The sequence below is a fragment of the Allohahella marinimesophila genome (assembly GCF_039538005.1).
GTDB classification, from domain to species: domain Bacteria; phylum Pseudomonadota; class Gammaproteobacteria; order Pseudomonadales; family Oleiphilaceae; genus Allohahella; species Allohahella marinimesophila.
The window spans coordinates 335,086-360,094 of record NZ_BAABBO010000011.1 but is presented as its reverse complement, the minus strand read 5'-3'; the positions used below and the strand labels follow the sequence as shown (position 1 = coordinate 360,094).

Below are 25,009 nucleotides of genomic sequence, written 5' to 3'. Positions count from 1 at the left end.
AGTGCTTATCTGATCGGCATTACACCGATGGGTGCGTTTTTTTTCGCCTGCAGAATCCTCTGACAAACTCAGTCTTCGATCTGGAGCAACCCAATCAAGGCATGGTTAGGCTGTCCGGGCAGGACATCTTCCAGAGTGTATTTATCAAGGGTCTCCATGAAATTCTGCAGTGCCTCGGCCAGCATGTATTTCAGGCCGCAGGCTGGCGTGATACAGCATCGATTATCAGCACGAAAACACTCGACAAGTCCCATGTCGGGTTCGGTCTCACGCATCAGTTTGCCGATATTGATATCACTGGCCGCGCGATCAAGACGTAACCCGCCTTTCTTGCCCCGAAGACTGGTGACATATCCTGCCCGGGTCAGCTGATGGACCACCTTCATCAGGTGGTTTCGCGAAATATCGTAGCTTTCCGCAATTTCCTGGATGGTGGCCAAGCGACCCGGCTTTACGGCCAGATAGACCAGCACCCGAAGCGAGTAATCTGTGTATCGCGTAATTCGCATTCGCACACCGCCTAAGCGAACTCGATCGCGGATCCTAATGCAGTTGCAGGGCTGCGGCGCTTCGAATTCAGGAATTTACTGCTGTTTCCAGCCATTCATGATACGCGGTCACATAGAACCAGTTGAAGTTATTTTTTGTCCAGAAGCTGACGCAGATACCGCTCGATGTTCTGCGTCACTTCGTCTGGAGCCAGGCGAAAGCGGTTTAGCTGGCGTGTTTCAGTTCGGCCCTTCGAATGAATTCATCCAGAATGATGCCGTACAGTTCATGACCGAGGAATTTGTCCTCCACGCCCGACTCGAGGCTTGGATTGTCGTTGACTTCGATGATCGCCACACGATTGCCCGACTGCTTGACGTCGACGCCGTAGAGCCCTCTGCCGATCAGGTTGGCGGCTTTCACCGCAGCCTGCACCACTGGCTTCGGCACCTCATGTATGGCCATGGTATCCCAGGCACCGGTTGCCGTTGAGCTACCTTCGTGCTTGTAGATCTGCCAGTGATCACGTGCCATGAAGTATTTGCAGGCATAGATGGGTTTGCCGTTGAGCACACCGATGCGCCAGTCGTAATCGGTGTACATGAACTCCTGCGCCAACAGGAGTGCTGACTGCTTGAACAGGACCTCCGACCGCTCCACGAGCTGCTCGTGGTTCTCCGCCTTCATGACACCGCGTGAGAAGGAGCCGTCAGGGATCTTCAGCACCATCGGGAAGCCCAGGGTTTCAGCTGCGGACTTCAATTGCGCGTGATGCCCCTTGCTGAGAATGAGTGTCTTTGGCGTGGGTACCTTGTGGTGGTGAAGCAGGTCGGCCAGGAAAACCTTATTGGTACAGCGCATGATGGATGCACTGTCGTCCATGACGATCACGCCTTCGGCTTCGGCCTTTTTGGCAAAACGGAAGGTATGGTGATTGATGGCCGTGGTTTCGCGGATGAACAGCATGTCGTATTCGGGCACACGATTGAGATCGCGTGGCCCGATGAAGTCGATGGCGATGCCCTTCTGCTTGGCGACCTTGTGAAGCCGTTTCATGGCCTGCGCGTCACTCGGCGGCATCTTCTCGTCAGGATTGATCAGGACCGCCATGTCGTAGCGGAACTGTTTGCGGGCCTTCGGTTTGCGCCAGAGTTTCTTGGTAAAGGCATCGAAGGCTGAAGCGAAGGCCGTTTCATCTTCATCATCAAGCTGGTTCAGGCGCATTGGCTTGACTGCCGAGAGCATCCAGCCGTTCTTGTACTTCAGCTCGATGTCGACCAGCGGACAGGGAAACTGTTCGAAAATGATTTCACCCAGCGTCTTGAACTCTGGCAGGTTAGTGACGCCAAAGTAGCTGCGCACCACCAGTTTGCGCTTCGAGGCCTCCTGGGTAGTATCCGATTTCAGTGTCAGCAGGGCCTGATCGAGATCCAGCTCCTCGAAATCGAACGACAGCGTAAAGACCGCTTTTCGCTCCAGGGCATTGAGCGTCTTTACCGATGGAATGACATGGTGTCCCCTGGCCTCAGCCAGCAGCGAACAGTAATAACCGCGGCTGAGATACTTGTAGCTGCGGCACAGATTGACCACGCGGGTGCGCCCGGCCATCACCGCTCGTCTGTCATCACCGCTGGCGGCCATGGCCGAAGCCTCTGACAGGTTCAGATAAGTGTCGAAGGTAATGACGTCTTCACTGGGATAGTAAGGCGACCAGTCACTGAGCTTTTCAACAACGATGAATAACTGAGACATAGAATGTGTCTGTCGGGTGGAACGAAAAGCGGGAACCGCGCGTTTCGATGTGGCGCTTGTCCTGCACGTTGCTTCAGTTTTGCCTATAATCATTGATCTGTCCATGAATCTTCTGGATGGTTAAATCAACTCTCTCTCCGGCGATGTCTACATGCACCATTCAGTGGCTACGGCCAGCAGGTCACAGGGCCAGCTCATTGAAAACAAAGACGGAATCCGGGTACGGCTTGCCACAGCCAACGATGTGCCGACTTTGCTCGAACTTGAAAACAGCAGCTTTGATCACGACAAGCTCAGCCGACGCAGTTTCAAACGCTTCGTCGACAGTGAGACGGCTTCTCTGCTCGTGGCGACAGGTGATACGACGGAAGGTGAAACGATAGCTGCCTACGTGCTGACGCTGTTTCACAAAGGGTCGAATCTTGCTCGAATCTACTCGATCGCTGTGGACAGGCGCTTTGGCGGCAAAGGCATTGCCAGCCGCTTGTTAAATGCTGCCGAAGCCGTCGCGGTCGAACGGCACTGCATCGCCATGCGCCTGGAAGTCAGCGAAGACAATGCTGCTGCCATCGCACTCTACAAGAAGCACGAATATCGGCATTTTGGCGTGCTCGAGGACTACTACGAAGACCATCAGCCTGCCCTGCGCTACCAGAAACTGCTGCGGGTCGTGCCGCAGTCGGATCTGAAACTGGACATTCCCTACTATCCACAGACCATGGACTTCAGCTGTGGCCCGGCTTCGCTGATGATGGCGCTGGCCTTTCTCCGCGACCATTTTCAGTTCGCGGTGCATGAAGAGCTCGAAATCTGGCGCGAGGCTACGACAATCTTCATGACTGCCGGACATGGCGGCTGCGGCCCTCATGGCCTCGCCCTCGCTGCAGTAAAACGTGGACTCCGCGCCGAAGTCTTCGTCAACAACAGTGGTCCGCTGTTCATGGAGGGTGTGCGCCGTGAGGAGAAAAAACGGATTCTAAAGCTGGTTCATGACGGCTTCATGAGCAAGATGCAGGAGTTCGACATCCCTGTGCATGACCGACCGTTGAAGTTGGCGGATATCGAGAACGCACTGCGAAATGGCGTCGTGCCATTGGTGCTCATCAGCACCTACCATTTCGACAAGTGCAAGACCCCGCACTGGGTAACCGTGACGGCACTGGACGAGGATTTCGTCTACATCCACGATCCCGACGTCGACCCACTTGAACATCAGACCGTACTGGACAGTCAGCACCTGCCGATTCACCGCAAGCGCTTCGAGAAGATGTCGCAGTTTGGCACCAAGGCGCTTAGAGCCGCCGTGCTCCTTTGCCGGGGTGAGTAACCCGACGGGCGCTGGCAGCTCTGATTCGCCATTGTTCTGAGGCTGCCTGCAGACGTGCCAGAGGCACGGGCTGGCCGAAGTAATAGCCTTGCAGGGCATCGCAGCCAGCATCGACCAGCAGCCTCAGCTGAGCCTCGTTTTCCACGCCCTCTGCAGTCACCTCGATAGACTGCAGGTGGCAGAGGTCGATGAGGGGCGGCAGCATGGATGATTTGCCTGCGTCCATCATCCTGGTGATGAATAGCCGGTCGAGTTTCACCACATCGACCGGATACTCGACCAGCTGGGCCAGTGAGGTATAGCCGGCGCCAAAATCGCCAATGGCCACGCCAAACCCTGCTGAACGCAGCGCTTGCAAGGTGTAAGTCATCTGGTCACTGAAATCGATGCCGATGGTTTCAGTCATTTCAAGCTGAATCATCGCGGGTTCGACCTTGTACTGGCGCGCCGCATAAATAATCTGAGAAGCCAGATCCTTATTGCACAACTGCGCCGAGGAGAGGTTGATCGACAGTTTCACGTCGCCGCCAAGTTCGGCAGATACGTTTTTGTAGAGCCTCAGGGACTCGGAGACCACCCATCGGTCAATTTTCTCGAACAGACCAGTCGCCTCGGCAATGGGCACGAACTCGGCTGGCCCCACAGGTCCTAAGCGCGAAGAGTTCCAGCGCAGCAGGACTTCCACCGCATTGGCGGTTCCAGTGGCGACTGAAATAATTGGCATGAACACGAGAAAGAACTCGGCATCGCAATCGACCACCTTGAGCGCGTGTTCGATATCCCGCTCTCTATTGGCCTTGGTAGCGATATCGCGCGAATAGTGCGCCAGCTGATTCTTGCCGAGCGACTTGGCCTGGTACATGGCGGAATCGGCGCAGCTCATGAGTTGGGTCAGCTGAGTGGCATCAGCGGGACACTCCGCAATACCAATACTCGCTGAAATTGGCAGCAGTGTGCTATCGAGGCGATAACCGGTCTTGAAGAGTGCGACGATCTCGTTCGCCAGATCATGGCGGGCGTTGGGCATCGCCTTGCTCTGAGCCAACATGACGCCGAACTCGTCGCCTGCAATTCGGAACAGGATCGGTGCGAGCGAAGTCTGCCCCCGATAGCGCTCGAGCAGGGTCAGAAAAGAGCTGGCGAGGCTGACGAGAAGCTCATCACCAGTGTCATGACCGAAGCGGTCATTGACGAACTTGAAATTGTCGATGTCGACATACATCAGTCCGAGCGACAGCCCCTGCGCCTGGGCGGCATCCATCAAGGCTTGACCGTGATGATTGAGATAGGTCAGATTATGCAGCGCAGTGAGCTGGTCAGTCTCTGCCATCGCCTTGCTTGTGGCATAGGCCAGCGACAGTTCGCCGTACAGCTTGCGAAACATGCGGGCAATGTGGGCAATGTGGGCAATTTCATCCTGCGACGACTCATCTGCGCGAATCGTGCTCTCCCGGCCCTCGATAACATCCTCAAGATTGCGGTCCAGCTGGGCGATGGGTCCCGTAATGTATCGACGGATCAACAACAGAATGGTGAAACCCGAAAATACCACGAGGCCGATCAGACTCAGTATCAGCGGACGCTTGATGGATGCCAGGCGTTCGGCAATATATGCCTGACTACTCACGAGCTGCCACTCGATACCAGTCGAGCTGACGCGAGTGGCCTTGAGTTCAAACGCCCCATCGGGGGCACTCAACCCAGTATCGTTCGATGTTGACCCAGTCGAGTCGAAGGTAAGACTACCGCCATACCGCTCGAGAACGGCATCCGCCTGACTCTGAAAGGTACTCGGCTCAACAACGCTCTGTATGACCAGAACCGAGTCACGCCGGGAAGCCTTTTTCGGCGTGAGCAGGGTCGCGGAGTCGATCAGACTCATGTACGCGAGCCGATAACTGGCGTCGTCGCGCTGCCACAAAGCCCACCCCCGAGGAGTCTCCGCTCTGGAATTGTTCGGCAGCTGCTGTCAGGGCAGTATCGGATACCGTGGAAAAAGGGTCGCCACTATTCTCCAGGTAATACAGGAGCTCACCAGAGCCATCCAGCAGGGCCAGCGTCAGATAATCACTACGAAACTGTTCGACCTCACGCAGGCTCGTTTCGATACTCGTGCCTAGCGTGAAAGCACGGTAGGTAGCGTCTCTTTCGACCAGGAATGTCTTTAGTGGATCAGACTTCTTTAACGAAGTGACAAAAACTTCCTGGAAGTGGGCATAGCCGTCGAGCTCGGCGACCAGAATGGTCAAGGCATTGTCGATACCCGCCTGTTCGCTTTTCAGGAGACGATCACGCTGCTCCTGATACACAGAATACAGGCCGATGGCATAGCCAACAGCCAGCACTGGGATAATGACAATAAATGCGCGCCTACTGAGTTTCATGCATCTTGACGAGTGCGCGGGTGATGCGCTTCCTGAGGTTGAGACTCTCCCGAGTTACGGCTCTGTAGCCATGAAACGCTAACGCTCCTCCAGATTTAGCCCGCGGAAAAACCGAAGGGTCGGCGAGCATTTCAGGCGATATGAGCGCTTTCGCCGAAAGGTTCGCTGTGGCAACGCCAAGCGCCTCGGAGTTCAGTGCAGCGTTAGCAGGGTCATTCAGGAAATTGATGAACGCCCTCGCCACATCCGGCGACTCGCTGTTCTGAGGAATGGCCATGCAATCAACCCAGGTGACGGAGCCTTCTTCCGGAATAGTGTAAGCCCAGTGCTCGCCATCGGTATATTCGTTGAGAATGTGCTGGTCGCCGCTATAGCCCATGGCCAGATAAAGATCCTGGCCCTTTTCCGTCTGTAGATAGGTGACTGGGTATTCGTAAGTCACCACCGCTGGCAGCTGCGTCTTGAGCATTTCGAAAGCGGATTTGAGCACAGCAGGGTCATCAGAATTGATATCCTCGCCTAACAACAACAAGGGCGGGACGAAAGTATCTGCGTAATCATCGATCATACCGATATGGCCCTGCAGCGCCTTGTCAGGCTTCATCAGATCCTGCCATGAATCCGGCGCACTGATTTTGTCACTGCGATAGACCAATCCGAGGGTCCCCCAGAGATAGGGCACGCCTGTACCGGCTTTACAGAGGGGACTGAATCGTGAATCGATGTGCCTGAGATTGGGCACCTCCGCTTCGGAAATTCCGGCGAACAGGTCACGCTTGCCGAAAGCCAGCGAGGACAGGCCATCGACCACTACAAGGTCGAACCGTGCCTTGCGCTCGGCAATAATACTGTCACGCTCCTCATCACTATCGAAATAGGCCAGGGTAACCGGAATACTGGTCTGCTTCGTCCAGGCCTGCAGAAGTTCAGGCGCGATAAAGTCTTCCCAGATGAGAATACGGAGGGTGGCCTCAGCGCGCGCGGGACCGCCTAGCAGGCTGAGAAGCACCATACAGGGAACGATAATCAGTGGAATCCGCAGCGCGAACAAGCACCTCGGGATCATGGGCATACCTTGCGTCATCAGCTGAAGCCAGTTCTACTTAAGCGTAGCAGAGCCCGCGGACATTGCCGGTTTTGATCATGATGCAGCTGTCGTCTTGCTGCGCTGAAGAGCCTGTGCCGTCTAGCTCATCACACCCGTCCTTTCGCCTATCCAGTAGACCGCCATGAGGGCGATCATCAGCGACAGAACGGGCATGATCCATCTCCGATAAGGAAGCCAGTGACGAAGCGCCAGAAGTAGCGGCAGCACCAGCACAACAAGCAATAGCTGGCCGCATTCCACACCGATATTGAATGCAAGGAGCGCGAGCCCCCGTGCCTCGGGTGGCAGCCCAAGATCGAGCAGGACGCTGGCGAACCCTACCCCATGTATCAGGCCGAAAATAAAGGTGACGGCCCAAAGGCGGTCGCTCAGTATCGGACGAATATTATTCAGGGCCACCACCGCCACTGATAGCGCGATGATGGATTCCACCCACACCGCAGAGCCCTGTATCAGCCCCAATACCGACAGCGATAGAGTGATGGAGTGAGCAACCGTAAAAGCGGTGACCAGTTTGAGGGTCTGCAGGAATACAGCTCGATTCGAGCGCGCAGGTCGCCAGCTATGGCCTTCCTTGACCAGCACAACGGTCAGGAGCAAGGCGAATACGAAAAGGATATGGTCGAGGCCGATGGCAATGTGCCAGATACCCTGGTAAATGAAGGTGGTGAAGATGTCGGCCGTCGTCGCTGAGTCGGCAGCGGTCTCGAATTCTGCCTCATCCTCTGATGAAGCCAGCACCTGCTGCAAGGACGGCCAGCCTGGACCAGAGACACTGACAATAGTCCGGTGCAGGGGGTCACTTGTGAAAAAGGCGCTGGCGCTGACGTCGATGACGGCATCGGCTGCGATGATGCAATCCAGCGGCGTATCGAAGGACAGGTAGAGGCCATCGTAGAGGGTTCTCAGCGCCAATGGCGGCGGTTCGGAAGGGCTGCAGACAGTGCTGCCAGCCGTGATACGGACGCTGTCTTGAAAGAAGCGCCGGATTCTGGCGTCAGCCTGCCGGACCTCGAGCCAGTTCACCGCGCCGTCACCGTTATTATCCAGCGCCACCGAAGTAGCCAGATCCCTGACATGTACGCGCCAGCTCAAATGAAGTACTGAGCCTTTGGACCCAGCTTCATCAGCTTGAGCCTGAAGCAGAATATAACTCGAGGCCGGCTGATGGGCGAAACTCAGGGAAGTCCAGCCAAGCAGCAGGCAGGTCAACATCAACAGAGGACGGCTCATGAGGCCACCGCCAGCAAACTCCGAATCCTCTGGTCTTCGTAGCCAGTCTGTTTGAGCCACTCTTCAACCGACTGCAAGCTTTGCCTGGCCACATCAGAGTCTTCGCCAAGCTGGGAAATGATCTCGAGCAATAACAGGGTATCCTGCGGCTCCTTTCGAGCAGACCATTGAGCAAAGGCTGGTTCGAGCGCTTGCTCCGGCTCGGCGCGCACAGCAAAAAGATAGTAGGCCAGTTCTCCAGCATGGCTCTGCTCACCGCGGGCAGTCCATAAGTCGAGCCAGGGTTGAAGCTCGTCAACCCATTTTGAGCGGACTGCGTCAGCGTCCCCTTCTTCCCTGCCAGCCGCGACGGCGACATCGGCCGCTGCCAGGCGCATGGCGAGCGCAGGCATCTCCGTCTCCCCGGCAAGTAGATCGATGACGTCGAGTGGCTGCTGCTCAAGCAGATAGAAGTCAGCAATGGCTACCAGAAGCTCTGCGGGAGGAACGCTGCTACCGGCTGCTTCGAGCGCTGCGGTCCAGTGAGCCCTGGCGCGATCGGGCTGACCGAGTCTTGCTGCCATCTCCGCTGCTTCCTGCCTCGCCCACCTATTGATGGCGGGATGCAGTGGGCGCTCGATGACGCGTTCGAGCTCTTCGTAGCTGCTGCCAAGCTTGCCCTGCAGCCCTTGAGCCGCATAGATACAGATAGCGGCCACTTCAGCTCCGGCCCGGGCCAGCAACTGCCTGCAGAGCTTTTCCATACCGGCGAAGTCTCCGCGCTGGCGCGCGAGCATCGCCATCGATAGATAGGCTTGTGGATTGGCCGGTGCCAGTTGTATCACCTGCTCGAAGACGTGAGTCGCCTCTTCGAAGGCATGCTGCTTCTGCAATAGATCAGCCAAGGTCAGCAAGGCGCCAACATCCTCAGGATGAGTCTCGAGGCGTTGACGGACCATGCCCTCGGCATAGCCGTAGAATCGAGGGTCGCGCTCATCATCGCCCCGTTTGATGGTGTCGTCGATGAGCTGCCTGAAGCGTTCCGGGGATTGCAGTGTCATTCCGGTTGCCAGGGGTGGAAGCTCGCCTTCCGCAACCACGACGAAGCCTGGATCCTCTGGCTGAAAGGCTGCACTTCTGTCGGAAGGTGTATCGACCTTACAGGCCGTGATGAACAGAAGCGTCAGAGAAAAGAGCAGCTTCAGATAAAACCTGGCATTGGAGAGCCCTGGGGCATGTGTGCTGATAGACATGATGGCAATCCTGAAGCCTTATCTGGAGATACTGATGCAAATAATGTCTTATGAAACCAGGGCGCGGGCCACGTTGCCCGCGCCCTGGCTCTGGACTGAACTCAGTTCAGGTAGTTGTCGAAGGTGGATTCGTTCGAGTCGTCCGTAATAACCCTATCGTTGAGTGTCACCGACTCGCCGTTGGGCTCACGGGCATATGCCTCGTCGAAGAGCTCAGTGAAGCCAATGTCGCCGGTCTCCACCGCCGGCGGGCGCTTGTTGTCATCATCGTCATCGAATACATCGCAGCCCGATGACAGCATGACCAATAGCAACAGGGGAAGCAGGTAAAGTCTGTTCATACAGCTGTACCTCTCAGTTGGGTGAGCCAGCGACTGGCGTGTTCACATAGGGAAAAACTATCTTGAACATGGCGGCATTTACGGGCGCCCCATCGGTATAGGCGGTCGTACCCGAAGGCGCATCGGCTGGCGCGCAATAACCGAGATTTGCAGCACCACCTGGCAATGGCAAGTCATGGCAGAGGGCCCCCATGACGACTCTTAGGGCAATATCCACCACATCATCGCCAGGACGACGACCGTTCGGGAAGCCCGCGAGATCGCCAGCAGCGACGCCCAGGGCAGCCTGACTGGCAGCAGGCGTAGCCGCGACAGCCGTATTGAGGCGGATCATTTCCGACGGCGTGACCGTGGCGAGTTCATTGACGCCCGGAAAACCCGTCAGGAACGCGGCGACCAGATCTGTTCGTGGCAAATTGGTCGGCGCTATCGCATTGTTGCCAAACAGCACGTTCAGCAGAAAAGGTAGCGTCGGGTTGGTGACGTAAGTCGCCAGTGCACCGTCCTGCGTGGGTGCAGCCGCGTTGAACAGATCCTTGTCGGGCAGACCAATGACCAGCTCATTTACCAGAGGATTGCTCAGACGGGAGACCTGAACCCAGGCACCGCCATTGACTTCCGGCTTGTCGAAACTCGGGGCGGGATTCAACACCCGGGCCTGCTGAAGACTTGCCGTGGTCCAGCCACCTATCGAGCCGTTACCTGCTCCGACGAGACATGCTTTTGGCACTTCCAGGGCGAGCGTAGTGACGTTCTTGTCTGCAAGATCATCATTGGCGACGCTCTGAGTGATGGCACCTTCGATTGGCACAAAATTCACCAGATCGAACACTTCACCAAGATTGACCGCAAACGGATCCTTTCTCTGGCCTACGAATACTCGCGCTGGCTCTGAACAGTTCGGCAGAGTGACATCATAAATATACTGGCTCGCGTAGGCTTCGTAGCTGGCGGAGTCGGTAAAGGTCTTGTTGCCGACGTAATCGTAAGGCTTGGTGAAGCTCATCGAACTGGCAGCGGTGTTCATGATCTCGGTGGTCGTACCTGAGCGACGTGCGCCTTCGACGACCGTGAGCGTATAGGCTTCCGCTGTCGTGAGATTGGCATCATTACCGGCGGATACACCGCCAATATTTCGCAAGGGTACGGCTACGTCGACGCCCCCGACTGGTACTGTGACGCCAGCACCAGCGTTACCGCCCAGGGTATTCTGAAATCTGAACTGAAAGGTGAGATCTTCGATGGCATCGCCAGTATTGTCGATATGGATTTCGTACAGCGCTGCCGGATCCATGGTGAAGTAGTTAGGTCCGCCGTAGGCGTCCTGCAACGGAATGTAGTTGGCAAGAATGGTGACGTAGTCTTCGCGGCTGGCTTCGTAACTGCTGAACATGTAAAAGTCAGTGGCATCGACTTTTGGCATTTTCGTGATATTCGGCGCCTCACGATGGCTCGATGCCTGCGAACCAGCGCTCATGAGCACCAGGGCCGCAGCCGCAGTGCGTGTGGTCAGGCCTGTGAATCTTGTTTTCATTAATCCCCCTGCTTCTGGCAGTTCAAGTAGTGCAGCTCACGCAGTCCGAGATGCCGGATTGTCGACTGAGCTGACTTCAGTTACGGGGGGGAGGAAAAAAGGTTACGTAGCGTATAGATGTAGTTTATATGAATGGTTTGCTTTCGCTTAGCTTGCAGACCAGACGTCAATTCTGTTTCGCCCTGAATCCTTTGCGCGGTAGAGCATGGCGTCGGCTGCCTTGAGCAGCTTGTCGGAAGTTTCGTCCTGCTGCGGAACCCAGCCCGCGATGCCCATGCTCACGGTAAAGCGACAGACCTGAGCGGGCTTGCCTGCGAGGTCTGGCGCTACTGACACGCGCAGTTCTGCAATCCGCAGTTTTATTTTTTCGGCGAGACTGCGGGCTACTTCGGGGCTGGTCATTGGCATGGCCACGACAAATTCTTCACCGCCGAAACGGGCGAACAGATCCCCTGCCCGGCACAGGTTCTGCTGAACACAAGCGCTGAGTTGGCGCAGGCACTCGTCGCCTGCGGCATGGCCGTACACGTCATTGATCTGCTTGAAATGGTCGGCGTCGATGAACATGAGCGTGAGAGACTGCTCGGCCCGGTTGCATATTTTCAGCAGGCGTGCGAACTCCGCTTCGAAATGACGCCTGTTGCTGATACCAGTCAAAGGGTCGGTCTGGCTGGCCTTCTCAAGCTCACTGTTCAGCTTGCTCAGCGCCTGCGTTCGTTCCTTCACCTTCGCTTCGAGCACCTCGGTCGCCTGCGCCTGGACAGCTATCGCCTGTTCCTGGGCTTCGATTTTCTCGGCTCGCTCCCTGGCAAGCTGACTGGCCAGACTCAGTGATGCTGATTGAGCCGCCACTCGCTCTGCATTACTGCGATTGATGCGTTCCGCGAGGGCGAAAGACAGGAGCACGACCTCAATAAGCGAGCCGATGGCCTGGGCGTACTCGGTAACGGGGGTGCGTGGCACGATGCCTGCCATGGAGGCTATATACAGGCTGGCGCCTACGATGAGGAAGCTCCAGGCGATCACGAAATATAGCGCGGAGCGATGCCCCTTGAAGGCCAGGTAGGCGGCAGCGGCCCAGGCAAAAACGCAGGACGCCAAACCCATGGGAAACCCGAGGGCGCCCAATAGGGCTTTGGAAAAGAAAGGCGTCATCAGAACGACAGCGACCCAGAAAAACAGAATGCCCACCGAAATTCGGTACAGCCAGGGACTTTTCCGCAGTTCCAGAAACTGGATGGTAAATATGGTCGCTGCCGTAAAGCCAAGACCAGAAGTGATGCCGTAGCTCATGAGCCTGAATTCGAGCCAATCCGGCCAGAGATAGAGGCCACCCACACCTGTCACGTTGGCCTGAAAAGCAGCAAGGGCAATGACGTACAGCACGTAAGACAGATAAGGCTTGTCGCGGGTCAGCAAGGCCAGCGACAGGTTGTAAAGCGCCATGACCCCCATGGCGCCGAAGAACAGACCCAGTAACAGATTGATACTGCTATCATATTCAAAGAATTCGGCCTGCGACCAAAGGTAGAGCGGCAGCAGGATGGTGCCATCCGACACCACTCTCATATAGACCGTACCGGCCTGGCCGGCTGCCAGCTGAAACGGAAACAGTTCATTTCGATGGGCCAGAGGTTGCAGCGCTTCCTCGACAAGTTGTCCGCTCGCCTGGTGCAGGACGCCATCATCTGTGACCAGGTAGAAGTCGAGTGAGGGAATCAGCGGCCAGGCGACTTCGATGACATAGTCTGCAGCCGTGGTCTGTTCATTGATCAGCGCGATACGTACCCAGGCCGGTTCAGTCTGATATCTCAAACTGAGCGCACCCTCGCTCTGGTGGGCCTGCCATGACACATCGTTATTGCCGGTCGACATGTCGTTCACTGTGAATTCGGAGCTTGCACCTGTGAAATAGCTGACATGGCCGCTCAGGTCGAAAGCGCCTTGCCCACGGTCCACCACCGGGGTCACAGCCGAGGCCAGCGAGCTAAAACTCAGGCACACCAACAGCAGCAGCCCGACATATAGCCGACTTGTCTTGAAGCCAATGTGAACGAGTTGTGCTGGAAACGACACTTGCTTACCGCCAAAACACTTAAACCAGTTTCATTAAGTGTAGCAATAACCAATATTTAAGCAGGTGAGCGCGAGGAGACTTACAGCAAGGGAACGCTAACGAAAAGCGCCAGGGGCTAGCCCTGGCGCGGGATATCTACTTTTGTAGTGATCTGTTACTGAACTGTCTGAATCCTGGTATCAACGACTGCTGGATCGGCAATCGAGTCAGCCATCGAGAACGGCGAGTTGGCATCCGGGTAGGTCGCTTTCAGGTATTCTGCCAGCGCATCCTGCTCAGTTCCGCTCGCTGCAAAGTCTGCAGCACCCGGATCGTTTGCCGACATGTCGATGCTGGTGAGCACTTCAGCATCGAGCACCAGGTCGACACGAGCAGGATTTGCCGTCGTGACACCAAAGCCGCCGTTGACAAGGAAATTGAGCGCGACCATGCGGAACGGCCCTTTGCCAGTATCCAAGACACCATCAGTCACTACAGCGGTGTTTCCGACCATCAGTGAGCGGACACGCTCCCCGGGCACTGTGACCGCACTGGTGGTCGCATCGACGACCTGAGCAATCGCTGATGGATCATAGGTGAAGCTCATACCACCAATCTGTGGAAAGGCGCCGCCTACGTTTTCTACTTCACTGACGGCAGTTTCCAATATGTCCTTGAGCTCCTGAGCCGTGACATCGATCAGGGTGAGACCGTTATTGAAGGCCAGTGCGCTCTCGATATCGAACTGTGATATATCGCCAGCTGCCTTGCCTGCAGCCGGGAAAGCCTGCGTAGAGACATAGGTCAGGTCATCTGGATTCGTGGAGCCTGCAGGATAGAAGAAGGTACCGATGTCAGAGCGGATACCGCCACCATTCTTGAACGAGATGTCGACAGCCGGATCTTGCAGGCGCGCATAGAACAGGTTGGCGTCGGCCGTCAGATTACCGAGATTGGTTTCCTCTGTTCTCACCGAACCACGCTGACCATTCAGGTATACGCTGGAGTTGCCCAGAATATTGCCTTCTTTCGCCAGCAGCACATCATTTACGGCGGTGACGACAGCGTCCACAGTGGCATTCGCTGTACCGTTCACAGCTGTGACAGTTTCCGCGTCAGCGACATAGGCTCCGCTTTCCGCAGCATTTATGCTTTCTTCGATCACGACACCATTGGCGTCAAAACCTACAACCAGGCGACCGAGATATTTGTAATCTGCATCCACGTTCACGAGGGCGACAGGCTGAGCAGCAGCCGAGTTGAAGAACAGTGGATAATCATCAGCGGCAACATCACCGGCCCGGAGACGGTCGGTGTCATCAGCCAGAAGCGTGTTCGAGCCGCCGGCAATAATGATGTCGACGTCACGAAGCAGGGTCGCCAGTTGCTTTTCAACCGCGATTTGCTGCATGTGCGACAGCAGTATGATCTTGTCGATTCCCGCTGCAGTCAGTGCATCCACTGAACTCTGGATGATGGCAGCCAGCTCGGGGATGGCGTCACTGGCTGGCAGTACTGTGACATCACCTGTGGATGTGATGACTTCCTGAGTTGGCGTCGTTGCCCCGACGAGACCAATCTGCTCGCCGTCAACGGTGATGACGGCTGATTTTGCCAGCGCGTTCGGAATAGTATCAGCAGCCTGACCATCAGCGACAACGAGTGGCGCAGTGTTGCTATCAGTGGAGAAATCCAGGTTGCTACTCAGGTAGGGAAACTGAGTGCCGGGGTAGTTGCCATCGGCCAGCAACAGGGTCGCAAATTCGCCGGGACCTGCGTCCATGTCATGGTTGCCTACGGCAGAAGCCTGCACACCCATGGCGTTGAGGAAAGCAATATCTGCACGGCCATTGCCAGGTTCGGCTACACCAGGCACGCCAGCAAATGATTCATCACTTGAGGCCGTGTAGCGCGAGCCTGGAATGATGTTGTCGCCTGAACTGACGAACAGGGTCTTTTCAGGGTATTCGGCGCGGAGGCCAGCCACGATGGCAGCGAAGCTGCTGACGTTCGCCAGCGCATCGGCGTTAGAGCCGTCGATATCGGCCATATGTAGAAGCTGAAGGGTAAAGCCTGCTGTTTCTTCGGTATCAGGCGCCGGGCGCTTATCGTCATCGTCGTCGTCGCTGCAGGCGCTCAGCGCGACAACGAGCAGTGCGCTCATGCCAAATGTTCTGAAATTCAGATAGTTCATCGTCTACTCCGTAAAGACCTTGCGCAAACCTTATGATCTGCTAAAGCGCAGAGTGTGCGGACGCGCTGTGACGGTTTTGTTGCACCTTCATGACGATTCCATGACGCACACACAAAAGCCTCCGAAGAGGCTTTTAATTACAGTGTTGATACAGCGAACTGTTAGCGAAGCAGACGCAGGAAGGCAAAGAAGTCTTTCAGCGTAATCCTGCCGTCACCAGTCAGATCGAACTGGGCATTGGTGTCAGTGACCTTGCGATACAGCTGACCAATGAGCGCAGCGAGATCCTTGCCGGTGATACGACCGTCCTTGTTGAAGTCGCCGACTGGCGTGGCTGGTGCAGCCGCTTCCAGATTCAGGGACACCAGGAAGGGGTCGTGGTCCGAACTGCGATATGGCCCGACTTCCGTGAAGCTGTAGCCTTCTGAGTCAGGGTAGAATCGCAGGGCCTGGTCGTACTGCAGCTGATAGGGCTCAGGCGCATTGATATTCCAGTGCGTTGCATCGACGATATCGTCGAGCATCGCGTCGTTCACCAGAATATGGTCGAGACTGCCTACCTGACCGCTACCGAAGAACCAGTACGAGAAGCCATTCGGGTCGAACTGCTCGGCAACATTCGTGTAGCCGAAAGTCTCTGTCACTTCGACCGATGCGCCACCGTCAGCTGCAGTATTCATAGCAGTCTTGATGGTGTAACCCCGCTCCGCAGGATCATATTCGGTCAGTATCGCGATTGGGTCTTCTGCACTGTAGGCATTGAGATCGCCCAGAATCATGAGCCGCTCTGGCAGGTCAGCGGATGTCATCGCTTCGCCAAGCGTGATCGCTGCAGACACTCTCAGCGCGTTACAGCTGCCCTGAGCCGTGTCGATCAAGGTAGGTGACGCGCCATCTTCGAGACACTGCGAGCCCTTCGACTTGAAGTGATTGACGGCCACTGCGAAACGCTCTTCGGTGTCGACATGACTGAAGCTCTGCAGAAGCGCCGTTCGCATCTGTACCAGATTGCCGTTTTCAAGGGTCTGAATCGGCATCGGGACCTCTTTTGCAATACCATCAGGTGTCACGACAGCAGGCCGATACAGCAAGCCGACCGCTATCGCATCAGTGCCCAGCAGGCCCCCATCAGCGGTAGCCACGAAAGCGAACTGCTCCGCTTCGGGGATATCGGCATTGACGGCATCGACGAGCGACTGAATGGCACTCGACTGGTCGTAACCATCGTTCTCGATTTCCATCAGACCGATGACATCCGCATCGAGTTTTCGGATGGCATCGACGATACGCGCCTGCTGCAACTCAAAGGCTTCAGGACTACTGGCGCCACGATTCGCCGAGTAGTCGAAGGACACGGTACCATCGGCCTGCACTTCACCATTGAAGTAGTTGAGCACGTTGAAGCTCGCGATGGTCAGATTGCCTGACTGAAGTTCTGGCAGCGCTTCACGAGTACCGATGACTACGACGGGTTCAGTGGGGTTGATCTTGTATTTGCCGAAGCTGAAATTCAGCGGACCCGCTGCAGAAACGATATCGCCAATTCTGATCGTGTTGCTGTAGCTGAACTGCGTATAGAAACTGAGCTCCGGTGGAAAGCTGGCTGCGCTGGTGTCTTCCAGGTAGACCTGATTTTCCGCATTGGCCGCGACGAGGGCTTCGTACTCGCTGGTGCCCGGTGCATACACATCCGTTGGCTGACGCTTGATCTCGTTGCTCAGACCCACTTCACCGAAACGCCAGAGATCGTTTACATCGCTTATTTTCAGATCCGCCACGCGAACTTGCATGCCTTCGAGAGACTCCAGATCTGCTCCGGCCTGAAGCGGCAGAGAAATCAATGTTGAGCTTGCCTCTGCCGTGACTGCACAGTCAACGATATCACTGACATCAGCCAGTTGGGTACGGCCGAAGAATTCGCCTACAGAGCCGGCCACGCGTGCGATATTGCCAACAACTGGCGCCTCGGCCGAGACGATGAAGAGGCCTTCAGAAGTGGCAGGGTCGCCATCTTCGTCAGCGACTTCTTCCTGAATGAAGAAGCCGTCTTCACGAACGGCGGTGACAAGACCTTCAACAATGACAGCGCTATCGACAAGTGGTGAACTGTTGCCACTGCCCTGAACCACGTGAATGAATGTAGCCGTCTCGCCACACTGTCCAGCGGCTACGCCACCTGTATCGCCGTCGTCGCCATCGCCATCGCCCGGATTCGCGCCATCGAGGCTGCCCAGACCGTCGAACGTATCCTGGGGAAACGCATCCCATTCGAGGGATGGATCAAACGCATCGTCGGCATTGGTGTCGCCAGCTGTAACATTGCTCTTTCGACGTAGCGTCTGGTTCTGGGTGCCATTGTTCGAATCGCCCCATTGACTGCCGGGATCCGTACCGATCTGGCCGATCGAGTCCACGACAACGCCGCCATTGAGCAAGGTGATGGCATCATCGCCGTTATAAAAGCTGGAGCCGCTGGTGAAATCAGCCTGGCCCAGAATTGTGTCGTTGGCTGCTGACGAAGCCACCACGTAGACCTCACCGGCAGGTACGGTGCCGGTCAGATTGAGCGTCGTGCCTGCTGTGAGTGAGCCATTGAAGAAGTACTGCACTTCATAGGCAGCCAGATCGATGTCTGCGCCGGTGGTATTGGCGATTTCGAGCGCCTTGTTATTGCTCGAGCCCTCGATATATTCCGAGATATAGAGGTCATCGGCTGCAGAGACACCAAAGGTCTGCGCTAAAAGAACAGCGACGGTGAGTGGCCGCAGTGCTGGGTGGAAGGTCTGTTTCATGGTGACTGCCTGTGTATTGTTTCTGGTCTTGCCGCTGAGGCACGAGCAGCACAGTCTGGCGACCTTAAGTAACAGAAAGATGACAGGTGGTAGTTAACTCGGGGATTGCTACCATTGTTTCCGCCCCACGTATGCAGAAGGTATCACCTGAACCCTGAACAAGGAGAACGAGATGACCCAACCGCGCATGCAAGCCATCGAGCTGAACCTGGATACCGTTGGTGGCCAGTCGTGGTCCCTTGCCGATCAGACACCGGACACTTTTACCCTGCTGGTGTTCTACCGGGGAATGCATTGCCCCGTGTGCAAGACCTACCTGCAGACACTGGAAAAAAATTTGGGCGACTTCAGGAATCGTGGCGTCAACGTCATTGCCGTGTCGATGGATGACAAGGAGCGCGCCGAGCAGAGTGTGAAGGACTGGGGGCTGGAGGCGCTGACGGTCGGCTATGGACTCACCGAAGCGGCCGCGAGAGGTTGGGATCTTTATATTTCAGAGGCTGTCAGCGACAAGGAACCCGACCGTTTCAGCGAGCCCGCTCTGCATCTGGTCCGACCCGACAACACGATCTATGCCTCATCGATCCAGAGCATGCCTTTTGCGCGGCCAGCACTGGACGACTTGCTCAAGGCCATCGACTTTGTGGTTGAGAAGAATTACCCGGCGCGTGGCGAAGCCTGATCAGCCCCGCACAACCTTGCTATACGAGCACAGCTTCGGACGTCAACTGTCTGAAGCCTGCAGCTGAAATCTGGCCCTGCAGGCGGGCCGCGCCAGTCAGTAGCGCCTGAATCGCGGTCGACGTTGTATCCTCGGCGATGGCCGCCGCACTGCACATCTGTCCTGCCCCATCGTCACTGGCGTTTCTCAGTCTCAGGCAACAGATGGCCTGGGCGGTGGTGCCAAGACCGATAGCGAATTCGTCGTAATTCTCGATGCTGATCGCGAGATCGAAGTTGCTCTGAATGGCTGCGACGACTGCTTCGATGACACCATGGCCCTCTCCCTGCAGCTTTTGCCCTGTGCCAATCTCGAGCTCAGCGACGACGCTGTCATCGGTTCGGTGGATATCATAAGTGTGCAGGATCCACTCATCACTCACGGCCATGAAGTTGTGCTCGAACACGCCCTTGATATCGGCAGCTGAAATTTCCTTGCCACTGCGTTCGGTTTCCAGCTGTACGAGCCGACTCATTTCAATCTGAGCCCAGCGCGGTAGTGTGATGCCCATACTCTGCTCGATCACATAGGCTACACCACCCTTGCCCGACTGACTGTTGATTCTGACCACTTCCTCGTAGCGTCTGTTCAGATCGCGCGGGTCGATTGGCAGATACGCCACCTGCCAGATATCGCCCTCGTGATAGCGGCTGAGGCACTTGCGGATGGCATCCTGATGGCTGCCAGAAAACGCAGTGAACACCAGTTCGCCGGCGTAGGGATGCCGCGGATGGGTATTGATTTCCGTGCAGGCTTCGACGGTTCTGATGATGTCCGCCATGTCGCTCAGGTCAAGCTGCGGATCAATGCCCTGTGAGTACAGATTCATCGCCATGGTCACGATATCCATATTGCCGGTTCGTTCACCATTACCCAGTAATGTACCCTCTATCCGATCGGCGCCAGCCATGACACCAAGCTCGGCCGCAGCTACGCCACACCCTCTATCGTTATGGGTATGCAGACTGATTTCGATATGTGACCGGTGCTGCATGTTCTCGCAGACCCACTCAATCTGATCGGCGAAGACATTTGGCGTCGCCATTTCGACCGTAGCCGGCAGATTGATGATCATGCGCTGGCCATTCTGAGGCTGCCACACGGCAGAAACCGCGTCGATGACCTCAACGGCGTAGTCTAGTTCAGTGCCGGTAAAGCTTTCCGGGGAATACTGGAAAGTCCAGTCGGTGTCGGGGTGCTGCTGGGCATGCTCGAGTACCCACTCTGCGCCACGCACGGCGATTGATTTGATGCCGGCTTTGTCCAGCTGAAACACCTGCTCGCGCTGCACGGTGGAAGTGGAATTGTACAGATGGACCACCGCACGCTTTGCCCCAGCCAGGGCTTCGTAGGTGCGCGCGATCAATTCTGGCCGCGCCTGTGTCAGGGCCTGTACGGTCACATCGTCCGGTATGCGGTTCTCTTCGATCAGCTTACGGCAGAAATCGAAGTCAGGCTGACTGGCTGCCGGAAATCCAATCTCGATTTCCTTGAAACCGATCTTGACCAGCAGATCGAAGAGCCGCGTCTTCTGTTCGACATTCATCGGATTGACCAGCGCCTGGTTGCCATCCCGAAGATCGACCGAACACCATAGCGGCGCCTGTTCAATGACCTTGTCCGGCCATTTACGGTCTGTCTTTCTGATCGGCTTGAAAGCCTGATACTTGCGATGATCGAATGCCATACCAGCGAGATCCCTGTTCCGAAGAATTTGAAGAAATGGGGCCGGAGCCCCTTATCGAATATACATGCTCTTGTGAAGCATCGGCCGTTTCACTCTCATGGAAGCTCGCGGCCAGTTCGATGGCACCTACTATAACCAAGTTGTAGCGGTTTTTTATTGCAAAGTTCGTCTATGATTAAAAATCATAGCAATTAATCGCCAATTACTAGAGATTTCGAGCAACTTATGACTCCAGGCAAGACGATTCACAAGTTCGATCGAATCGACAGACGAATTCTTTCGGCATTACAGGATAATGCCAGCCTGACCAACCAGCAGCTCGCAGAACAGGTTGGCCTCTCAGCTTCGCCTTGTCTGAGGCGAGTAAGGGCGCTCGAAGAAGCCGGGATCATACTTGGTCGGGTCACACTGCTGGATCGCAAGAAACTGGGACTTTCGCTCACGGTCATCATTCTGATCAGCATGGACAGGCATACACCAGAGCGTTTCGAGGCGTTCGTAAAGCAGATCGAGGTACTTGAGGAAGTGCAGGAGTGCTATCTCATTACCGGACAGGAGGCCGACTACATGCTCAAGGTCGCCATACCGGACATGGACCACTATCAGGATTTTCTGCTGAACAAGATCACCCGAATTCCTGGCGTCAGCGGCGTGCATTCGAGCTTCGTCCTGCAGCGGGTGCTGGACAGGACGAGCCTCCCACTGAGTTACCTACCTTGAATAGTGAAAGCTCTTCAAATTCTGCTGAAGGCCGGTCGCCACACCTTTCACTCGACTAAGCAAGGGCGCATGTCCCTCAAGGGCAGCAATACTGTCACCGGCATGCCTGGGCGACGCCATTTAAACTGTCTACACGCGAATAGGCGTATGAAGACTATCTGGCCCTATGGTCGGGGACGCGCGAAATTCTGCACCCAATAACGACTGTACGCTGCAGTACCCGGTTCCGCCGTGGCAAGGGCGGCTCCCAACTGCGTGACACCGCTGCTCATGATATTCCGACAGTGCCCTTCGCTGGCCAGCCAGCCATTCATGGCCGTACCGACGCTACTCTGTCCCGCAGCTATATTCTCTGCCGCTGCGCTCCAACTGTAGCCAGCGGCGGTAATCCGCTCACTCATGCTCGACCCGTCACTGCCGGTATGGCTGAAGATATTATTGTTGACCATGTCACGGGCATGTCTGGTGGCTGCACTATCTAGCTGGCAGCTCCAGCTGAGGGCTGGCACGGCACCATGACTTGTGCCACCGCAGGACCTGGCCGCCGCACGCGCCTTGTTCACGGCGTCGAGCATCGCAAGATCGGTACTGTTCATGCAGTCATCAATTGTGCTCTGACTGGTCGAACCCACGTTCGGGGCAGTGCGAAAGGTCCACTCGTGGGCCTTCATGGACTCTCCGTTCTCCGCCATCAAGCCATCGGAAAGGCTGACTGTATAGCGCGTATCAGCTGCTAGCGACACACTTGGCACGAGGGTGACTTCCCGCTCGCCGGCCTCATACTGAAGGTCAATGATCACTGGGATGACACCGTTGCTCAGTCGAATATGCTGGCCGGTTACAGTGCTGGCTATGAGGGACTGGTTGAACAGGATTTTCACGCCAGCGTTCAGGGCGCGATTTGTGCTGTCACGGGCGGGGCTGGAGGATGTGACTGAAAAGCTGCCGGTGGAGACCTGTCTGTCATCGACAGGCACCGCCGAATTGCTGCCAGAACCATCGCCGGGAACGGTTGGCGTTGAGCCGGACAGGTCATCCGACCCGCCAGCAGAGGAACCACCGCAAGCCGTGAGCCACTGAAGCGCAGACAGCAGCGCGACCGCGCTCAAACGCTTTCTCCACATGTTCAACAAAGCCAACCCTCAAGAATGAAATATGATCATATTCTGAGTATAGGCTTCGTATGAACGGTGTCCGGCTACTCGCGGCGAATATTAGGTCAAATTGTGAACTGGTGCATCTGCCGGATGGCCTTCAGCACCAGTACCTACTCAAACCCCTATTGGTCCGCCATCGTTCCTGCGTACAACCACTGTGGCAGCACGTGGCCTTACGGTGACGCCCTCTGGCGTGACTTCCGCTGCATTGTCGCTGAATGGCCAGTTTCCTGGATGCTGGATGTTGACGAAGAAAGTCGTGTAATCAGGCGTGTAAGCAAGGCCTGTTACTTCACAGCCGTTCGGGCCAACGAAGAACCTGCGTACTTCACTCTGATTCGAGCTGTCTACTACGCGCTGATCGTTATTGCCGTCACGCAGCTTGGAAGGGATGACCGCCAGCATCTGATCGTTGGTCTCTTCTGTCACCGCATCGGCGCCGTTGTCGGTCTGAATCCACATGATGCCGCGCGGATCAAAGATGAGGCCATCTGGGCTCGCGAACTGGTTGGCATCGGTGAGACCGGACCGGTTGGTGTCAGCGTCACCATCTGCTGGCGAACCGAAGATAAAGATATCCCAGTTGAAGCGGTCGACGCCATCTTCGTTCCAGCGAACGATATGACCGAACTCGTTCTGGATCCTTGGATTCGGCGAGTTGGGCTCTTCACGATCGGTATTATTGGTAAGGGTGAAGTAGACGGTACCGTTGATGGGATCGACTGCCACCCACTCAGGTCGATCCATTGGCGTGGCACCTACGGCATCAGCAGCGCCAGGTGTATTCAGGATAATATCGGCCTGAGTGGCGAACAGACTACCTAAAGTCTGGCCATCAGTCGTGACACTATCGAGCGTCAAGGGCAACCAGTCACCTGTGCCGTCTGCATTGAAACGCGCCACATACAATGTGCCCGCATCCATATATTTCGCACCAGTTGCCAGGCGATCAGCGGGGTTTGCGTCAGCGGCCGTCCACAGCGCATCAGAAACGAATTTGTATATGTATTCGAACTGGGCATCGTGACCGGCATAGCTGACTACAGGCTCGCCTTCGACCAGCGGTCCGAAGCTGCGGCTTTCCTGTCTGAAGCGGCCCAGGGCAGTACGTTTCACAGCCTTGGCTGTCGGATTGTAAGGATCGATCTCGACCGTATAGCCAAAACCATTAGCCTCGTTGCGGTAATCTTCGAGCGCGGAAGCGCCTGTCGGCGTGTTGTCGAAGCGGGCAAACTCCTGATCCACTTCTGATGGATCTCCTGCCAGGTGGTGCCAGCCGTAGCGGGTACCGTCATCTGGCAGGCCAAGCCGATCCTGGTCAGCGGGTCGGCTTGACGCCGAGTTCATGAAATAGCCAGGCCAGTTCTCTTCACAGGTCAGGTACGTGCCCCATGGGGTCGCACCATTCCCACAGTTGTTGGAGGTGCCGCGGGTCACATCACCAGCTGGCGAGTATCGTGTCTGGAGCACTGGAGAGTTACGTAGCGGGCCTGCGATATCCATTTCGGTAGCGTGGGTAAAACGTCTGTTCAGTGGATCGTTCTCTACCACTTGCCATTCGCCGTTGACCAACTGCACACGAACGACGCATACACCGTGAGCGTTGATTTCCTTGCGGATCTCTTCGGCGCTGGTACGCAGCTCTGTTACCGGATCGATGGTAGGTCCGTCGGGGTGCAGCGCGTTGGCATCGATATACTCATGGTTGATCACAAGCAAACCGTCTGTGGAGCTGCCGTCGATGGGGAAGAAATGCATGCCGTCATGGTGCATGCCGACCGCATTTTCCTGGTCAGATGCAGAGTTGGTGCCGTCAGCCTTAAACGCCTGAGCAGTGTTGTTCAGTGGTGTGCCCCACGGCGCAAGCACGCGGGCATTGTAGCCTTCAGGAACGACCACGGCATCGGTCTTCGAGCCAGGAATGGAGTTGAAGCCAAGCGTCTCGCTGCTGCTACCGAGCGTGCCGCGAACTGCTGAAGACTTGTCGTCATCGCTACAGCCGGTCAGGCCGAATCCTGACAGCAGTGAAAGGCCAGCTACCCCAAGACCACCTTTGATGAGGCCGCGGCGGGACAGATGCTTATCGAGTACCGACGCAAATGCTTCGTTACCGCTGAGGTTATAAGTCTTGGGATCAAAGGTTGCCTTGCTCATGAACAGCTCCGACGGGGCGATATCTAGTGTATTGGAGGAGCCAGAGTAGGTAGCGAAAGTGACAGAACGGTTGAGTTAATGTGACATTTTCATGGCAAATACAAACCAAGCGCTTGCTTGGTTTTTGG

Annotated in this window: 18 protein-coding genes; 3 read left to right on the top strand and 15 right to left on the bottom strand. The window is 56.1% G+C overall.

All coding sequences use genetic code 11. The annotated features are described in order from the left end of the window. Positions 1 to 68: 68 nt before the first annotated feature. Both ABD735_RS13825 and ABD735_RS13820 read right to left on the bottom strand, forming a co-directional pair. Positions 69 to 509, bottom strand: a complete 441-nt coding sequence (locus ABD735_RS13825; RefSeq protein ID WP_344807389.1) for an Rrf2 family transcriptional regulator — start codon at positions 507 to 509, stop codon at positions 69 to 71. Between the two features lie 205 nt (positions 510 to 714). After that, complete coding sequence (locus ABD735_RS13820; RefSeq protein WP_344807387.1) at positions 715 to 2,241, bottom strand: RimK family protein; 1,527 nt, start codon at positions 2,239 to 2,241, stop codon at positions 715 to 717. A 151-nt stretch (positions 2,242 to 2,392) separates the two neighbouring features. Here ABD735_RS13820 and ABD735_RS13815 point away from each other — a divergent pair, with 151 nt between their 5' ends. Continuing rightward, on the top strand, positions 2,393 to 3,568 hold the full coding sequence (locus ABD735_RS13815) for a GNAT family N-acetyltransferase/peptidase C39 family protein (RefSeq protein WP_344807385.1): 1,176 nt from the start codon (positions 2,393 to 2,395) through the stop codon (positions 3,566 to 3,568). Here ABD735_RS13815 and ABD735_RS13810 read toward each other — a convergent pair. The 10 genes from ABD735_RS13810 to ABD735_RS13765 all read right to left on the bottom strand — a co-directional run bounded on the left by ABD735_RS13810 (position 3,534) and on the right by ABD735_RS13765 (position 18,442). Beyond that, positions 3,534 to 5,450: a putative bifunctional diguanylate cyclase/phosphodiesterase gene (locus ABD735_RS13810; protein ID WP_344807383.1), complete on the bottom strand. Its 1,917-nt coding sequence runs from the start codon at positions 5,448 to 5,450 to the stop codon at positions 3,534 to 3,536. The genes ABD735_RS13815 and ABD735_RS13810 overlap by 35 nt on opposite strands. Beyond that, positions 5,395 to 5,952 carry a hypothetical protein gene (locus ABD735_RS13805; protein ID WP_344807381.1) on the bottom strand — a complete coding sequence of 186 codons (558 nt, stop codon included), beginning with the start codon at positions 5,950 to 5,952 and terminating at the stop codon, positions 5,395 to 5,397. Before ABD735_RS13805 ends, ABD735_RS13810 begins: the two co-directional genes overlap by 56 nt. Continuing rightward, complete coding sequence (locus tag ABD735_RS13800) at positions 5,939 to 7,018, bottom strand: polyamine ABC transporter substrate-binding protein (RefSeq protein WP_344807379.1); 1,080 nt, start codon at positions 7,016 to 7,018, stop codon at positions 5,939 to 5,941. The genes ABD735_RS13805 and ABD735_RS13800 overlap by 14 nt, the downstream gene beginning before the upstream one ends. Positions 7,019 to 7,138: 120 nt before the next feature. Further along, positions 7,139 to 8,293 carry a HupE/UreJ family protein gene (locus tag ABD735_RS13795; RefSeq protein ID WP_344807377.1) on the bottom strand — a complete coding sequence of 385 codons (1,155 nt, stop codon included), beginning with the start codon at positions 8,291 to 8,293 and terminating at the stop codon, positions 7,139 to 7,141. Next, on the bottom strand, positions 8,290 to 9,525 hold the full coding sequence (locus ABD735_RS13790) for a tetratricopeptide repeat protein (protein WP_344807375.1): 1,236 nt from the start codon (positions 9,523 to 9,525) through the stop codon (positions 8,290 to 8,292). The genes ABD735_RS13795 and ABD735_RS13790 overlap by 4 nt, the downstream gene beginning before the upstream one ends. Before the next feature lie 101 nt (positions 9,526 to 9,626). Beyond that, a complete protein-coding gene (locus tag ABD735_RS13785; protein WP_344807373.1) occupies positions 9,627 to 9,866 on the bottom strand; it encodes a hypothetical protein in 240 nt (79 codons plus the stop codon). A gap of 13 nt (positions 9,867 to 9,879) precedes the next feature. Further along, positions 9,880 to 11,400: a DUF4331 domain-containing protein gene (locus ABD735_RS13780; protein ID WP_344807371.1), complete on the bottom strand. Its 1,521-nt coding sequence runs from the start codon at positions 11,398 to 11,400 to the stop codon at positions 9,880 to 9,882. 147 nt (positions 11,401 to 11,547) lie between these two features. Then, positions 11,548 to 13,476 (bottom strand): sensor domain-containing diguanylate cyclase, encoded by a 1,929-nt coding sequence (locus ABD735_RS13775; RefSeq protein ID WP_344807369.1) that lies wholly within the window; start codon positions 13,474 to 13,476, stop codon positions 11,548 to 11,550. A 155-nt stretch (positions 13,477 to 13,631) separates the two neighbouring features. Beyond that, positions 13,632 to 15,650, bottom strand: a complete 2,019-nt coding sequence (locus tag ABD735_RS13770; protein WP_344807367.1) for a bifunctional metallophosphatase/5'-nucleotidase — start codon at positions 15,648 to 15,650, stop codon at positions 13,632 to 13,634. A gap of 161 nt (positions 15,651 to 15,811) precedes the next feature. Continuing rightward, the gene (locus ABD735_RS13765; RefSeq protein ID WP_344807365.1) at positions 15,812 to 18,442 is read right to left on the bottom strand and encodes an ExeM/NucH family extracellular endonuclease; all 2,631 of its coding nucleotides are present in this window, start codon (positions 18,440 to 18,442) and stop codon (positions 15,812 to 15,814) included. A 172-nt stretch (positions 18,443 to 18,614) separates the two neighbouring features. On the opposite strand from ABD735_RS13765, the gene ABD735_RS13760 reads away from it, so the two are divergent. Continuing rightward, complete coding sequence (locus tag ABD735_RS13760) at positions 18,615 to 19,124, top strand: peroxiredoxin-like family protein (protein WP_344807363.1); 510 nt, start codon at positions 18,615 to 18,617, stop codon at positions 19,122 to 19,124. Positions 19,125 to 19,143: 19 nt separating this feature from the next. On the opposite strand, the gene leuA is transcribed toward ABD735_RS13760, so the two are convergent. Beyond that, complete coding sequence (leuA, locus tag ABD735_RS13755; protein WP_344807361.1) at positions 19,144 to 20,850, bottom strand: 2-isopropylmalate synthase; 1,707 nt, start codon at positions 20,848 to 20,850, stop codon at positions 19,144 to 19,146. Positions 20,851 to 21,075: 225 nt separating this feature from the next. Here leuA and ABD735_RS13750 point away from each other — a divergent pair, with 225 nt between their 5' ends. Continuing rightward, on the top strand, positions 21,076 to 21,570 hold the full coding sequence (locus ABD735_RS13750) for an Lrp/AsnC family transcriptional regulator (RefSeq protein ID WP_344807359.1): 495 nt from the start codon (positions 21,076 to 21,078) through the stop codon (positions 21,568 to 21,570). Positions 21,571 to 21,734: 164 nt separating this feature from the next. Here ABD735_RS13750 and ABD735_RS13745 read toward each other — a convergent pair whose 3' ends face one another. After that, on the bottom strand, positions 21,735 to 22,679 hold the full coding sequence (locus tag ABD735_RS13745) for a CAP domain-containing protein (RefSeq protein WP_344807357.1): 945 nt from the start codon (positions 22,677 to 22,679) through the stop codon (positions 21,735 to 21,737). Positions 22,680 to 22,841: 162 nt separating this feature from the next. Further along, positions 22,842 to 24,881 carry a PhoX family protein gene (locus ABD735_RS13740; protein ID WP_344807355.1) on the bottom strand — a complete coding sequence of 680 codons (2,040 nt, stop codon included), beginning with the start codon at positions 24,879 to 24,881 and terminating at the stop codon, positions 22,842 to 22,844. Between the last annotated feature and the right edge of the window lie 128 nt (positions 24,882 to 25,009).